The organism is Mycobacterium colombiense (genome assembly GCF_003284935.1).
GTDB classification, from domain to species: Bacteria; Actinomycetota; Actinomycetes; order Mycobacteriales; family Mycobacteriaceae; genus Mycobacterium; species Mycobacterium arosiense_A.
In genome coordinates this window covers 1-12983 of record NZ_QMEV01000097.1, presented here as the reverse complement: position 1 = coordinate 12983, position 12983 = coordinate 1, and the positions used below count along the sequence as shown (strand labels likewise).

14 protein-coding genes and 1 pseudogene are annotated in these 12983 nt (G+C 69.7%); 9 read left to right on the top strand and 6 right to left on the bottom strand.

Annotated features, from left to right (window positions below; all coding sequences use genetic code 11):
- Nucleotides 1-218 (top strand): annotated as a pseudogene (locus DQP57_RS24760) (DUF7159 family protein); the annotation flags it as partial.
- 113 nt (nt 219-331) lie between these two features.
- Entirely contained in the window at nt 332-670 is a 339-nt protein-coding gene (locus DQP57_RS24755) for a hypothetical protein (protein WP_430920150.1), read from the top strand.
- 14 nt (nt 671-684) lie between these two features.
- Here the strand turns inward: DQP57_RS24755 and DQP57_RS24750 are convergent, their stop codons facing one another.
- Nucleotides 685-1380, bottom strand: a complete 696-nt coding sequence (locus DQP57_RS24750; RefSeq protein WP_112635330.1) for a DUF3060 domain-containing protein — start codon at nt 1378-1380, stop codon at nt 685-687.
- A 58-nt stretch (nt 1381-1438) separates the two neighbouring features.
- Here DQP57_RS24750 and DQP57_RS24745 point away from each other — a divergent pair, with 58 nt between their 5' ends.
- Nucleotides 1439-2458 carry an NADP-dependent oxidoreductase gene (locus DQP57_RS24745; RefSeq protein WP_112635328.1) on the top strand — a complete coding sequence of 340 codons (1020 nt, stop codon included), beginning with the start codon at nt 1439-1441 and terminating at the stop codon, nt 2456-2458.
- Nucleotides 2459-2503: 45 nt separating this feature from the next.
- On the opposite strand, the gene DQP57_RS24740 is transcribed toward DQP57_RS24745, so the two are convergent.
- Complete coding sequence (locus tag DQP57_RS24740; protein WP_112635326.1) at nt 2504-3448, bottom strand: NADP-dependent oxidoreductase; 945 nt, start codon at nt 3446-3448, stop codon at nt 2504-2506.
- A gap of 379 nt (nt 3449-3827) precedes the next feature.
- On the opposite strand from DQP57_RS24740, the gene DQP57_RS24735 reads away from it, so the two are divergent.
- Entirely contained in the window at nt 3828-4322 is a 495-nt protein-coding gene (locus tag DQP57_RS24735) for a MarR family winged helix-turn-helix transcriptional regulator (protein WP_112635324.1), read from the top strand.
- Between the two features lie 135 nt (nt 4323-4457).
- On the opposite strand, the gene DQP57_RS24730 is transcribed toward DQP57_RS24735, so the two are convergent.
- On the bottom strand, nt 4458-5096 hold the full coding sequence (locus tag DQP57_RS24730; protein WP_205869232.1) for a hypothetical protein: 639 nt from the start codon (nt 5094-5096) through the stop codon (nt 4458-4460).
- 306 nt (nt 5097-5402) lie between these two features.
- Here DQP57_RS24730 and DQP57_RS24725 point away from each other — a divergent pair, with 306 nt between their 5' ends.
- Nucleotides 5403-6230, top strand: a complete 828-nt coding sequence (locus DQP57_RS24725) for a glycoside hydrolase family 16 protein (protein WP_112635320.1) — start codon at nt 5403-5405, stop codon at nt 6228-6230.
- Here the strand turns inward: DQP57_RS24725 and DQP57_RS24720 are convergent, their stop codons facing one another.
- The gene (locus DQP57_RS24720) at nt 6231-7673 is read right to left on the bottom strand and encodes a glycosyltransferase family 39 protein (protein WP_240631876.1); all 1443 of its coding nucleotides are present in this window, start codon (nt 7671-7673) and stop codon (nt 6231-6233) included. It abuts the gene before it with no gap.
- A 222-nt stretch (nt 7674-7895) separates the two neighbouring features.
- On the opposite strand from DQP57_RS24720, the gene DQP57_RS24715 reads away from it, so the two are divergent.
- From DQP57_RS24715 to DQP57_RS24705, 3 genes are all read left to right on the top strand, one after another.
- Entirely contained in the window at nt 7896-8201 is a 306-nt protein-coding gene (locus DQP57_RS24715) for a hypothetical protein (RefSeq protein ID WP_112635318.1), read from the top strand.
- Nucleotides 8202-8275: 74 nt separating this feature from the next.
- The gene (locus tag DQP57_RS24710) at nt 8276-8929 is read left to right on the top strand and encodes a GAP family protein (RefSeq protein ID WP_205869233.1); all 654 of its coding nucleotides are present in this window, start codon (nt 8276-8278) and stop codon (nt 8927-8929) included.
- A gap of 67 nt (nt 8930-8996) precedes the next feature.
- Nucleotides 8997-9668: a GAP family protein gene (locus tag DQP57_RS24705; protein WP_112635336.1), complete on the top strand. Its 672-nt coding sequence runs from the start codon at nt 8997-8999 to the stop codon at nt 9666-9668.
- On the opposite strand, the gene DQP57_RS24700 is transcribed toward DQP57_RS24705, so the two are convergent.
- The gene (locus DQP57_RS24700) at nt 9656-10429 is read right to left on the bottom strand and encodes a hypothetical protein (RefSeq protein ID WP_112635315.1); all 774 of its coding nucleotides are present in this window, start codon (nt 10427-10429) and stop codon (nt 9656-9658) included. The genes DQP57_RS24705 and DQP57_RS24700 overlap by 13 nt on opposite strands.
- Nucleotides 10430-10457: 28 nt before the next feature.
- Between DQP57_RS24700 and DQP57_RS24695 the strand changes: the two genes are divergently transcribed.
- Entirely contained in the window at nt 10458-11954 is a 1497-nt protein-coding gene (locus tag DQP57_RS24695) for a bifunctional phosphatase PAP2/diacylglycerol kinase family protein (protein ID WP_112635313.1), read from the top strand.
- Here DQP57_RS24695 and DQP57_RS24690 read toward each other — a convergent pair.
- A partial coding sequence (locus DQP57_RS24690; RefSeq protein ID WP_112635311.1) for an FGGY-family carbohydrate kinase occupies nt 11951-12983 on the bottom strand: 1033 nt, incomplete at its 5' end. The genes DQP57_RS24695 and DQP57_RS24690 overlap by 4 nt on opposite strands.

The window sequence follows — 12983 nt, the reverse complement described above, 5'->3', positions numbered from 1 at the left end:
CCGCGCCGCAGTATGTGCCGCCCCCCGTCGAGCGCCCGGCGCCCCCGCCGGCCGCGGCACCGGTCGCACCCCCGCCGGCGGCACCGCCCCCGGCGCCCCCGCCCGCCGCGCCGCAGCTGCCCCAGCAGCCGCCGGTGACGATGTATCTGCACTTCCCGTTCGTCACGGTGCCGATTCCGATCACCCCGCCGCCCCCGCCTGCGCCACCGGCTCCGTAGCGCGTGGCAAACGGTCTCGACTGAGCGCACACTGGCAGTTACGGCACGAGCGCCAAGGAGGTCGCGTGGGCGAGCACAGTGGATTCGGATTCGACCCCGACGAATTCGATCGAATGATTCGGGAAGGCAGCGAAGGCCTGCGCGACGTGTTCGAGCGAGTCGGCAAGTTCGTGGCCGGCCCCGGCGGCCGGACGGGCTGGTCCGCCGTCTTCGACGACCTGACGCGTCGCCCGCGCGGCGCCCCGGAAACGGCCGGCGAAGCGGGTGAGGGCGTGTGGGCTATCTACACGGTCGACGCCGCCGGCGGGGCGCGCGTCGAACAGGTCTATGCGACCGAACTCGACGCGCTGCGGGCGAACAAGACCAACGTCGATCCCAAACGCAAGGTGCGGTTCCTGCCCTACGGCATCGCGGTCAGCGTCCTCGACGACGACACCGAAGAGCCTGCGTAGCAAGCGCTTTCGGCTCAGCCCTGGCCCACCACGTTCGAGCCGCCGGAGTTGCTGATCTTCGGTGCGCCCGAGTGGTAGGTGACCTTGTTGTTGAAGCCGGAGGCCTCGATGCTGTCGACGGCCTCCACGGTGATCGAATTCTGCACGCCGGACACCGACAGGCTGGCGCAATGCCCGGTGATCGATACCGTGTTGGAAACCCCACTGACGCTGACGATGTTGTCGTTGCAGGCGATGGTCCGGTTCTCGTTGATACCGGAAACGCTGAGCTCGGTGCCGGGCGGAGCGGCCGGTGAGGTCGAGGGCGAGGCCGACTTGCGGCGGGAGGTCGACGGGCCGGGGCTCATCGAAACGCTCGGTGGGCCAACCGTTGTGGAGATGGTCGGCGGCGTCGCGATGATCGACTTGACCCCCGAAAGCCGGTGCGCGGCGAACGCCGCGATGCCGCCGGCGAGGGCCAGCACACCGATGGCGACGATCGTGCCGAGGATCCACCACGCGCGGTTGGCGGACGGGCGTTGCTGGGGCGGTACGAACGGGGGGCCACCGTACGTCCACGGGGCGGGCGGCGGTGGCGGGGCACCCGCCGGTCCGGGGGCATAGTTCTGGCCGGCGGGCTGCGCGCTGCCCTGCTCTGACGCCCGCGCCGCCTCGGCGAGCGGGCGTTCGAGTTCCCGGATCCGGTCTTCCGGGTCTTCGTTTGCTGCCATGGGAATGAATATGCCATTCGCTTCTGCGTTTACGGCCGGTTCGGTAGTTTTTACGATCGTGCCCGATCTGCCGAATCGCCAGGTCCTCCTCCGTCGCCGCCCTTCCGGGCTGGTCCGGCCGGACGACACGGAAATGGTCACCACACCGGCGCCCGAACCCGCCGACGGCGAGGCGCTGTTGCGCACCACCTACGTCGGCATCGACGCCGCCGCGCGCACCTGGCTCGATGACCAGCCCAGCTACCTCCCGCCGGTGCAGCTGGGTGAGGTCATCCGGGCGGCCGGGATCGGCGAGGTGGTGGCATCGCGGTGCGACGCCTACGCCGTCGGCGACGTCGTCACCACGCTGACCGGCTTTCAGGAATACGCGCTCATCCGCGACGACCTGTTCAGCACGCCGATCCCCGGCGAGGACGACCAGCTGGCCATCATGTCGGTCTACGGGCCGACCGGTGCCACCGCCTACTTCGGGATGACCGACATCGGCCGCCCGCAGCCGGGGGAGACGGTGGTGGTGTCGGCGGCCGCGGGCGCCACCGGATCGATCGCCGGGCAGATCGCCAAGATCGCCGGCGCGCGGGTGGTGGGCATCGCGGGCGGCCCCGAGAAATGCCGGGCGGTGGTGGAGGACTTCGGCTTCGACGCGTGCATCGACTACAAGAACGACGACGTCGCTGCGGCCCTGAAAAAGCATTGCCCGCAACGGGTCGACGTCTACTTCGACAACGTGGGCGGCCCCATCCTCAACTCCGTGCTGGGCCGCCTGGCCGCCCGCGCGCGCGTCGTCCTGTGCGGCGTCATCTCCAGCTACCTGACCGGAGAGCACCCCGGGCCGGCCAACTACGTCAACCTGTTGTCCAAGACCGCGTTGATGCAGGGGTTCAACGCGCTCGATCAGTGGGGACGCTTCGACGAGGCGTTCGCCGCGCTACGCCAGTGGGAGGCCGAAGGCCGACTTCACCACCGGCAGACCATCTTTGAGGGCATCGAGTCGTGTGTCGATGCCCTCAACGGCCTGTTCACCGGCGTCAACGTCGGCAAGACCCTGGTCAGGCTCAGCGAACCCAGTCCCCGCTAGGTGGCATCTCCTCGGACGGCCTGACGGCCGGCCACACCCTGGTGGCTACTGGTGGGTGGGGATGAGGATGGTCTTGCCGTGCAGGCTGCCGCTGTCGGAGTCGGCGTGCACGGCCGCGGCCTGCTCCAGCGGGCGGCGGTCGGCGACCTCGATGCGCAGCTGCCCGTCATCGACGCGACTGACCAGCTCGGCGAGCTGGGTGGCGTCACTCCGGACGAAGACCCGCTGGCTGCGGACCCCCCGGCCCGGGTTCTGCGGCCCGAAAACCATGGTGCCGACGTGGAAGCCGCCGTCGGCGACGACACCGATCAGGGCTTCGGTTTCTTCATCGGTGGTGCTGACGAGGTTGAGCACCACATCGAACGGTGCACCCGCAACGTCGATCGGCGAATGCGTGTAGTCGATGTAGCCCACGATTCGATCCGCACCCAAACCGCGCAGCCGCTCGGCATCGCGTTCCCTGGCCGTCGCGGTGACGACCGCTCCGGCCCGCTTGGCCAATTGAACCGCATAGCCACCGACCGCACCCGAGGCGCCGTTGATCAGGATCGTCTGCCCGGCGGTTAAACCGGCGATCTCGAACAGCGCCTGCCACGCCGTCAGCGCGGCCTCCGGCAGCGCCGCCGCGTCGGCCAGGTCCACCGACTGCGGCGCGGTGGCCAGCGACTCGGCCGGCGCTATCGCGTACTGGGCGGCAGCGCCGTCGGCATCCAACGGCAAAAACGCCACCACAGTGTCGCCGACGTCCCACCCTTGCACGCCCTCCCCGATTTCAGCGACGGTCCCGGCGACGTCGACACCGGGGATGTGCGGGAAGCCGATCTCGTACACCTCCGCCAAATAACCGCCGCGGATGCCTGCATCCACCGGGTTGAACGAGGTGGCGGCTACCTGCACCAGCACCTGGTGCGGGCCTGGCACAGGTCGCGGTGCCTCCTCGTACCGCAGAACGTCGCTACCGCCGTATTCGTGGTATCGCACGGCCTTCATGGTGTCCCTCCTTGAGTCATTGCTTCAACTTCAAAGCAGTTACACCGTCTACAACTCGCTTCAATGTCGAAGCAATCCCAAGGGTCCAGTGATGGTCGTCATACCGGTGACTGGCGCACGATCGCCCGTGTCAGTCAGTTGGTCGGGGGCGGCAGCCGGTAGTAGCCGACCAACGCGAGGAGTCGTGGCGCGTAATCCACCGAATTGACGACCAGGCCCGCGGAGTCCCACTTGTAGGGGCACTCACCCACGCGGACACCGTCATATCCGCGCCAGGATTACGCCTGATTTCTGGGCTGCGCTTCACGGGTTGGCCATTCTTGGCGCCGGCCGCGCACGCCTCGAAATCGCTGCGACGTCGAAGCATTAACATGGCCGCATGGCCAAAGGCCTCAAGCCGGCGCAAATGCGCACGTACTTCGCCCTGACGGAAGCAGCCAGCCTGCTGCAGTACGCCGTGCGAGAGCAGTTGCAGGCCGAGGGTGGCCTCAGCTACGTCCAGTTCGAGGTCTTGGCCAAACTAGTCGACGCCGATCGGCCGCTGACGATGACGGAACTGGCCGACGGTGTGGTCTACAGCCGCAGCGGCCTTACCCATCAGGCCGGACTTCTGGAAAGTGCGGGGCTTATCACCCGCAAGGTCAGCACCCATGACAAGCGCGCCACTGCAGTCGGCATCACCAGGGCGGGCCGAGCCCGTGTCGACAAAGTCCTCCCCGGTCACATCCGGATCGTGCGCGACCTGCTGTACGGCACGCTTTCCGACCAGGACGTGAACACCCTGGGCGACCTCATGGGTCGTATCCGCGACCACATGCGTGACCGGCCACCCCGCTCGGCCGCACCGCGCAAGCGTCGCACTGGTACGAAGTGATCCAAAGCGCGCGGCCCTGCTGACCGGCTCACACATACCCGTTGTGCCGGTTGCTCTTTCGATGGCGGCCGGCCTTGCACTGCGATCAGCGACACGGGCAACCGAGAAGGTTCCCGTGCCAGCGTCGCCGGCGCCCTAGGCCGCGCCGAGAACCCGGTGCAGCGCCTTGCGCGCGTCGGTCAGCGCCTCGAGCACCTTGGTCCGGGTCTCGGCGAGCTGCTGCTTTTGCTCGTCCGTGCCCGTCCAGGCGATCGTGCGGGCCAGCCCCGCGATCTCGAAGAACTCCTTGCGGATCTTCAGAACGTCACCGAACTTGGCCGCCCGGCCCAGGAAGGCGTGCGCGGTCTCGCTGCTGATTCCGCGCCAGGCCAACAGGTTTCGGCCGAGCTCGGTCAGCGTCGCCACGCCGCCGTCGACGGTGACCACGCCGCGGCCCGCGAGAACGCCGATCGCCAGCTCGGCCACGTCCTGCGGAGGGGTGAACGCGCCGCCGGTCGCGTCGGACACCCGCTGCACCACCTGAGCGGCGTCGGCCGGCCCGTCCAACAGCAACGCCGCGGTGACGAATGCCGCGCGCCTGAGGCCGTGACGGCCCTTCTTGCCGAACGGCGCCAACCCGGGACCGCCCGCGCCCGGGCCGCCGAAGCCCGGGCCGCCGAAGCCGGGGCCACCGAACCCGGGACCGCCAAAGCCCGGACCGCCGAAACCGGGCCCACCAAAGCCCGGGCCGCCGAAACCGGGCCCACCGAAACCACCGAAGAATCCATGAGACATGGCTGTTGTCCTTTCTCGAACCATCAACCTCCTTGATATCAGCGGAAAGGGGTATGTCAACCAGATTGATGGTCGACGGGGGAAATCCCAGGAAATCGGGGCCGCTGCTGCTATCGTCGCTTGCTTATGCCAGCGGAATGGCGGCGACGGACCGGCGCGCGGGTGGTGACCGGCTACGGCGCGCGCGCGTCCCTATCGAGGGATGCGCGCCACCCCACCGCGTGGTTTCATAACACCGTTTGCGAGAGTTGCGTGGGGAGATCGCGCCGAGCTTGACGAGCCGGCTTTCAACGATGGGTGGTTTAGATGGATCGTCGCAGCATGATGCTGATGTCGGGCCTCGGCATGATCGGGGCGGCGATGCGCTTGCCGGGTGCCTGGGCCACCCCCTCGGGCCCGCCGGTGCCGGCCGCGCCGGCGGCGGGCGGCGGCGGCTACATCTTCGCCGACGAGTTCGACGGTCCGGCGGGTTCGGCTCCCGATCCGGGCAAGTGGACCATCCAGACCTGGCAGGACGACGTGTTCCCGCCGGTCGCGGGCATCTACCGCGACGACCGCCGAAACGTGTTCCAAGATGGCAACTCCAACCTCGTCCTGCGCGCCACCCAGGAAGGCGACACCTACTACGGCGCCAAACTGCGGGGCAACTTCCGCAGCATGATCAACCAGACCTGGGAAGCGCGGATCAAGCTGAATTGTCTGGACCCGGGCCTCTGGTCGGCGTTCTGGGGCGTCAACGAGGATCCGCTGCCGGACGGCGAGGTTGACCTTTTCGAGTGGTACGGCAACGGCTCGTGGCCGCCGGGAACCACGGTGCACGCCGCCTCGAACGGCAAGACGTGGGAAGGCAAGTCCATCCCCGGCATGGTCGACGGCAACTGGCACACCTGGCGAATGCATTGGGGCGAGGACGGATTCCAGTTCGCCCGCGACGGGGCGCAGTACTTCAGCGTGCCGAACAAACCCATCCACGTCCACGGCGGCGCCCCCGACGACTTCCGCTGGCCGTTCAACAATCCCGGCTACTGGATGACGCCCATGTTCACCCTGGCCGTCGGTGGCGTCGGCGCCGGTGACCCCGCGGCGGCGACGTACCCGGCGGACATGCTCGTCGACTGGATCCACATCTGGTGACTAGCGCTGGGCTTTGATCACCTGGACCAGGTTGAACTGCCAGCGCTCCACCAGCCGAAAGCCGAGGTCGTGCGGCACCGCGAAGGCGGTGCTCGCCCAATAGACCGGCCCCGGCGGTAGCGCCGGGCCCTGCTCGTGCGACGGCTGCGACGGGTCGGCCTGGGTGATGATCCAGACGACGCTGCACTGGCTCAACGGCCTGGCCACCACCTCGGGGATGAGGTTGGTGTCGAACACGTCGTTGCGGTCGGTCGCCTTCTGCCACAGCGTCAGGTCGATCAGCTTGCGATAGGCATCCGGTCGCGCCGCCATCAGCGGTCGCATGGGGGCCGGCATGAAGGTCACCGTGTCGTTGACCAGTAGGCAATCGCCCGGCGCCGCCTTCGCGGTGATCAGGTCGGCGACCTGGCTGTAGTCCATGCCGTATTTGGCATACGGGTTACGTTGCACCCGAACGTAATTGGGCGCGGCGGCCACGGCGAAAAGACCGACGATCGCCGTCGTGGCCCACGGTTTGGCGGCCACCGCGCCGGCGCAGACGCCCAGGATCAGCGCCAGCGCCGGCGCGGTGAAGCACAGGTATCGCGGTGTGTAGATCGGATGAACCAGTGCCGAATACACCACGATCGCGGCCGTCGGTGCGGCAAGCCACCCCGCCGCCAGCACCAGCAGCTGGCGCTGCGACCCCGTCGGGCGCGCGGAACCACTGAGCCACAACACGATTGCCGCACCGATCAGCAACGCCGACAGCACGGCGAACGGCGGGCATCGTTCGAAATACTGTTGCATCACCACGTCTTCGATGGTGCGGTGACCGATGGGTGCGACCCAACTGATCTGGTGTGCCTGCCCGGCGACCGTCATCAGGAACGGCAGCAACGCGGCCACCGCGAGGCCCGACGCAATGGCGAAGCCCGCCAACGCCGTTCGGCTTCGGTGGAAGACGCCGACGAACACGGCATACGCCGCGAGCAGCAGGGCGACGTACGCGTCGAGCACGATCGAGCAGGCCAGCGCGATGGCATACGACAGCCACAGCCAACCGGTGTCGCGGCGCGCGGCGTAGACCAGCAGGACGGTGAGCCAGACGGCGGCCATCATCGACATGGCGTACGGGCGCGCCTCGATGGCCGCCCACGTGGTCCGGGGCAGGATCGCGCAGAACACGCCGGAGGCCACCGCGACGGTCCGGGAGGAGAACTGCTTGCCCAGCACGACGACGCCCGCCGCGGCCGCCCCCACCGCCAGCGCGCTGGGGGCGCGCGACCAGAACTCGGTGGGCGGAAAAACCTGGAACCACCCGTGCATGAGCAGGTAGTACAAGCCGTGGACGGCGTCGACGTTGCCCAGCATGTGCCACATCTGGGTCAGTGACCGGCTGTAGGCGGCCGAGATGGTCGCGGCCTCGTCGTACCAGAAGGACGGCCGGGCCGCGCCGGCCATTCCGACCGCGGCGGCCAGCAGGGCGACGAGCACCGGGTCCAGCACCGCCGGGCGGCGACCCCGCAGCGCACCGCGGCGACTCGGTGATTCCTCGGTCGGTCCGATGCTCACCGAACCGCCCGGGACGTCGCGGTTTGGCTGAACACACCGCTATGTTGCCAGAAGCGAACCGGCCCGCTCGGCGGGCTCAACGCGCCATGCATTCGAACGTATGATCGATCAATGGGTCCGCTCGTGTCGATCGGGTACAACGGCCAACCGGTCCGGAGCCCATTCCGGGTGGTCCGTCCGGCCGTCGCCGTCCTGGTCGACCTCACGGTGCTGTTCCCGCGCGAGCCGCACCGCTCGGGGCGGTATCAGCCCAACGGTCTGCAGCTCCACAAGGTCGTCGAGGGGTGGCTGAGCTGCTGGGCCCTGTGCGAGCAGGGCGACTGGTGGGGGCTGGTGACCTACCCCGTCGCCTACGGAGCCAAGCGCCGAACGGTGACGCACTGGGTGCCGGCCTGGACGCTGCGCCGCAAAGGCTGAGGGCCGCGGTCGCGCTCTGCGTGAGCGCCACGCCAATGCGATGATTGCTGCCCGTGGACGCAAGTTGGGCCTCGGTGCTGAGCAAGCTCATCGCGTTGGCGGCGGTCATCGCCCTGTCGCCGATCACGGTCATTCCCGCCGTGCTGGTGCTGCACGCGCCCCGGCCCAGGCCGACCAGCCTCGCTTTTCTGGGCGGCTGGCTCCTGGGCCTGATCGCGCTGACCGCCGCGTTCGTCAGCGGCTCGGAGTTGCTCAGCGGTTTCCACGCCACGCCGCCGAAATGGGCGTCGTGGGTGCGGGTGGGCTTCGGTGTGGCGCTCCTCGCGCTGGCGGCCTATCACTGGTTCACCCGGCATCGGCAGCGCAGCATGCCGCGCTGGATGCGGTCGTTCTCCACCCTCTCGCCGGTGCGCGCGGGGGTGATGGGGACGGTGCTGGTGCCCCTGCGGCCCGAGGTGCTGATCCTGTGCGCGGCCGCCGGCCTGGCCGTCGGCAACAGCGGCCTGGGCGCCGGCGCGCAAGTGGTCGCGGCCGCGGTCTTCGTCGTCCTCGCCGCGTCGACGGTCGCCGCCCCGATATTGGCCTACGTCGGTGCCGGTGATCGCCTCGACGATGCGCTGGAACGCCTCAAGGCGTGGATGGAGGCGAACCACGACGCGATGATGGCGATCATCCTGCTTCTGATCGGATTGATCGTGCTCTACAACGGGATTCGCACGCTGGCCTGATCCGGATCGGGGCGGATACGGCGCGTTTCGGCGTCGCATCGCCCGCGGCAATGGCAGGATGCCGCCCATGGCAGGAAGCTGGGGGACGGTGCTGACCGGGCTCGTTCCGCTTGGACTGGTCATCTCGCTCTCTCCGCTCACGGTCATTCCGGCGGTGCTGGTGCTCCAGGCGCCGCGGCCGCGGCCGAGCAGCCTCGCGTTTCTGGGCGGTTGGTTGCTGAGCCTGTCCGCGCTGACCGCGATCGCGGTCGCGGCCTCCGGCCTGCTGGGCGGTTTGGACAAGGCGCCGCCGCGGTGGTCGTCGTGGCTGCGCGTGGTGCTCGGTTCGGCGCTGATCGTGTACGGCATCTACCGATGGCTCAACCGGCACGGTCAGTCCGAGTCGCCGGCCTGGATGCGTTCGTTCGCCAGCATCACCCCGGCCCGCGCCGGGGTCATCGGGGCGGTGCTGGCCGTGGTGCGACCGGATGTGGCGCTCATCTGCGTTCCCGCCGGGTTGGGCATCGGCACCAGCGGCCTCGGTCTGACCGGTGACTGGGTGGCCGCCGCGTTCTTCGTGGCCATCGCCGCGTCCAGCGTCGCGATCCCGATCCTGGCCTACCTCGCGGCAGGCAGCCGGCTCGACGACACGCTGGCGCGGCTCAAGGACTGGATGGACCGCAACAACGGTGCCCTACTCGCGGCGGTGTTCGTGGTGATCGGCGCGATGGTGCTCTACCACGGGATTCACGCCCTATAACCGCCGTCGGCCAGGCCCGCGTCCTCTTCGAACCCGTTCACCGCGCCAAAAGCCAACTCGCGGAACAACTCCCGACCGTAGCCGGTGAGCATCCCCAAATAACCCCGGTCGGCCCATTGCGCGGCGTGCCGCTCCTCGTGGTGCAACACCCGGTCCAGGTCGAGGCGGCTGGGGCGCGGGGCGCCGGCCCGGTCGAGAAACCACGCGCACCCCGACGAGACGATCCGGTGCAGCTGCCCGCCCGGGTCGGCGACCCGGCCCGCATTGACCAGGAAGATGTCGCCCCAGGTGGTGCCGCCGCGCTGGCTGAACAGCCGCTGGATCCAGTTGCCGCCCAGGCCCATGAGCATGCCGTTGGGGGTGGTGACCAGGCGTCCCCCGTTGCGGTGCACGAATCCGACATCGCGGGTGTAGCTCCAGCGATTCGCGTTCTGCCGGGCCATGATTCGGGCCACCTCGGCGGCGCCGTAGGGGGTGGCGGGAAAGTCGGTGGGCCGCGTGTCCGGCTTGCCGTAGCCGGTGTCCGCGTTGAGGACGTAGGTCATCAGCGCGGCGTCGCGGGCCCGCGCACCGTCGGCGTAGGCCGGGATCAGGAAGAACGATTTGCCGTGCGGATCGGTGAATTCGGCCATGCCCTCGAGGACCCCGAAGCGCGCGGCGGTGACGCCGTAGCGGCGGGCGATCTCGGCGACGACGGGCGCGGTCACGCCGCGGCGATCGGCGTTGTCGCGCCATCTGCTGCAATAGCCGTGTGCGTCCATGTCTTCGGACCAATTTAGGGTGTAGCGAATGAGCAGGGGGCCCTGGCAACGCGCACGCGGCATCAAACAGATCACCCGGGGACTGGGCACGCTGGATCGAGAACTGTTCGATGCCATCGCCGAGACGGACACCCCGCTGCTGGACGCGGTGATGCCGCCGCTGACCCGGGCGGCCGACCACTCCAAGCTGTGGGTGGGCATCGGCGCGGCGCTGCTGGCCACCGGCAAGCAAAGCGCGCAGCGCGGCGCGACGCGCGGGCTGGTGACGCTCGCCGCCACCAGCCTGGTCACCAATCAGGTCGCCAAGCGGATCCGCCGACGGCCCCGGCCCGGTTACGACCTGGTGCCCTTGGTCCGGCAGGTCCGCCGCCGCCCCACGTCGAACTCGCTGCCGTCGGGACACTCGGCCAGCGCCGCGGCGTTCGCCATCGGGGTGGGGCTGGAGAACCCGCCGCTGGGTTTCGGGCTGGCGTTGCTGGCCGGGCTGGTGGGTCTGTCCCGGGTCGTCACCGGCGCGCACTACCCCGGCGACGTCATCGCCGGATTCGGCATCGGCTCGGGCCTGGCCGTGCTGGGCGGCCGGCTCGTCCCCCCGATCGTCGAAACCGCCCTTCCGCGAACGGAACCGCTTCGTGTCGCGGCGCCGCAGCGGCCCGATGGCTCCGGCGTGGTGCTGGTGATCAACCCGGAGTCGGGCAGCGGCACCGGGGCCCGAGTGGTCGACGAGGTGCGTGCGGAGCTGCCGAAGGTGGACATCCGCGAGCTGGGTCCCGACGACGACCCGGTCCAGGTGCTGCGCGGCGCGGCCGAAGGTGCCGAGGTGTTGGCGGTGGGCGGCGGTGACGGCACCGTCGCGGCCGCCGCGGGGGTGGCCATCGACGCGGGGCTGCCCCTGGCCGTCTTTCCCGCCGGGACGTTCAACCACTTCGCCAAGGACATCGGCTGCGACACCGTCGCCAAGACGGTCGACGCGATCCGGCGCGGCCACGTGGTCTGCGTGGACCTGGTGTGCCTCAACGACTCTCAGATGGTCCTCAACACCGCCAGCATCGGCGCCTACCCGGCCTTCGTGCGGCGGCGCGAAAAGCTCGAGAAACGCATCGGCAAGCCGCTGGCCGGCCTGTACGCGATGCTGCGCACGCTGCGCAAGGAGCAGCCCGTGCGCATCCGTTACGACAACAAGACCCTGCTGACGTCCCTGTTCTTCCTGGGCAATTCGCTGTACCTGCCGAGCGGGTTCGCGCCGGCGCGGCGGACGAGGATGGACGACGGTCTGATCGACGTGCGCATCCTCGAGACCGGGCGGCACTGGGCGAGGACCAGGATCCTGACCGCGCTCGCCCTGGGCCGCCTGGAGCGCAGCCCGCTCTATCACGAGCTGCAGGTGCCGGAATTCAGCTTCAGCGCCGTCGACGGTCCCACGGTCATCGCGTGCGACGGCGAGGTGGGCGCGAAATACGACAAGGCCAGCTTCAGCGCGAAGTACCGGATACTGCCGGTGTTCCGGCCGCTTCCCGGCGACTAGGCGGTTCCCTCGGTGAGGTCGCGCACCCGCGCGTAGCGCGCCGTCACCTCGGGTGCGGGGGCGGCGGTGTATTCGGTGGTGGGCGGCGGATCCCACGCGGGCGGGCGGGGTGATCCGCTCAGCGCCCAGGCGGCCTGCCGCGCCGCGCCCAGCGCGACATATTGGGCCGGGGCGGGTACCAGCACCGGGCTGCCGAACACCGTGGGCGCGATCTCGCGCAGCGCTTGCGATTGCGCGCCGCCGCCGATCAGCAGGATGCGGCGCACGGCGACGCCGTGCGCGGTGAGCTGCGCGACGCCGTCGGCCAGCGAGCACAGCAGTCCTTCCACCGCGGCCCGGGCCAGGTTGGCCGGCGTCGCATTGGACACCCGCAGCCCGTGCAACGCACCGGAGGCGTTGGGCCGGTTGGGTGTTCGTTCGCCCTCCAGGTACGGGACCAGTACCAGCCCCGCGGCGCCCGGGGGCGCCGACAGCGCGAGCCGGGACAGCTCGTCGTGGTCGACCCGCAGCATCGCGGCGGCCGCCTCCAGCACCCGCGCGCCGTTGAGGGTGCACACCAGCGGGAGGTAGCGTCCGGTGCCGTCGGCGAACCCGGCGACGAATCCCGCGTCGTCGCGGATCGGGTCCGCGGTGACGGCGGCCACCACCCCCGAAGTCCCGATCGACACCATCACGTCGCCCTCTTCGGCGCCAAGGCCCAGCGCGGCGGCGGCGTTGTCGCCCAAACCCGCGCCGAACACCGTTGTGCCGCCGCCGGTGTGGTCCGACGGTCCCAGCACGGTCGGCAGCCCGGGGCACCGGCCGCGCAGGGCCAGTTCCAGCAGATCGAATCGGTAAGCGCCGGTGGCGGCGTCGTAGTAGCCGGTGCCGCTGGCGTCGCTGCGATCGGTGGTCAGCGCCGCAAGGTCTGCCTGGCCGCGCAGGCGCCACGTCAACCAGTCGTGCGGCAGGCAGACCGCCGCGGTGCGGTCGGCGTGGGCCGGCTCGTGGTCGGCGAGCCAGCGCAGCTTGGCCGCCGTGATCGCGGCC

Excerpts from the sequence above, each read along its gene's own strand:
- DQP57_RS24755 (WP_430920150.1), top strand. The coding sequence starts at position 332 with ATGATTCGGGAAGGCAGCGAAGGCCTGCGCGACGTGTTCGAGCGAGTC.
- DQP57_RS24750 (WP_112635330.1), bottom strand. The coding sequence starts at position 1,380 with ATGGCAGCAAACGAAGACCCGGAAGACCGGATCCGGGAACTCGAACGC.
- DQP57_RS24740 (WP_112635326.1), bottom strand. The coding sequence starts at position 3,448 with ATGAAGGCCGTGCGATACCACGAATACGGCGGTAGCGACGTTCTGCGG.
- DQP57_RS24735 (WP_112635324.1), top strand. The coding sequence starts at position 3,828 with ATGGCCAAAGGCCTCAAGCCGGCGCAAATGCGCACGTACTTCGCCCTG.
- DQP57_RS24730 (WP_205869232.1), bottom strand. The coding sequence starts at position 5,096 with ATGTCTCATGGATTCTTCGGTGGTTTCGGTGGGCCCGGTTTCGGCGGC.
- DQP57_RS24725 (WP_112635320.1), top strand. The coding sequence starts at position 5,403 with ATGGATCGTCGCAGCATGATGCTGATGTCGGGCCTCGGCATGATCGGG.
- DQP57_RS24720 (WP_240631876.1), bottom strand. The coding sequence starts at position 7,673 with ATGGCCGGCGCGGCCCGGCCGTCCTTCTGGTACGACGAGGCCGCGACC.
- DQP57_RS24715 (WP_112635318.1), top strand. The coding sequence starts at position 7,896 with ATGGGTCCGCTCGTGTCGATCGGGTACAACGGCCAACCGGTCCGGAGC.
- DQP57_RS24705 (WP_112635336.1), top strand. The coding sequence starts at position 8,997 with ATGGCAGGAAGCTGGGGGACGGTGCTGACCGGGCTCGTTCCGCTTGGA.
- DQP57_RS24700 (WP_112635315.1), bottom strand. The coding sequence starts at position 10,429 with ATGGACGCACACGGCTATTGCAGCAGATGGCGCGACAACGCCGATCGC.
- DQP57_RS24695 (WP_112635313.1), top strand. The coding sequence starts at position 10,458 with ATGAGCAGGGGGCCCTGGCAACGCGCACGCGGCATCAAACAGATCACC.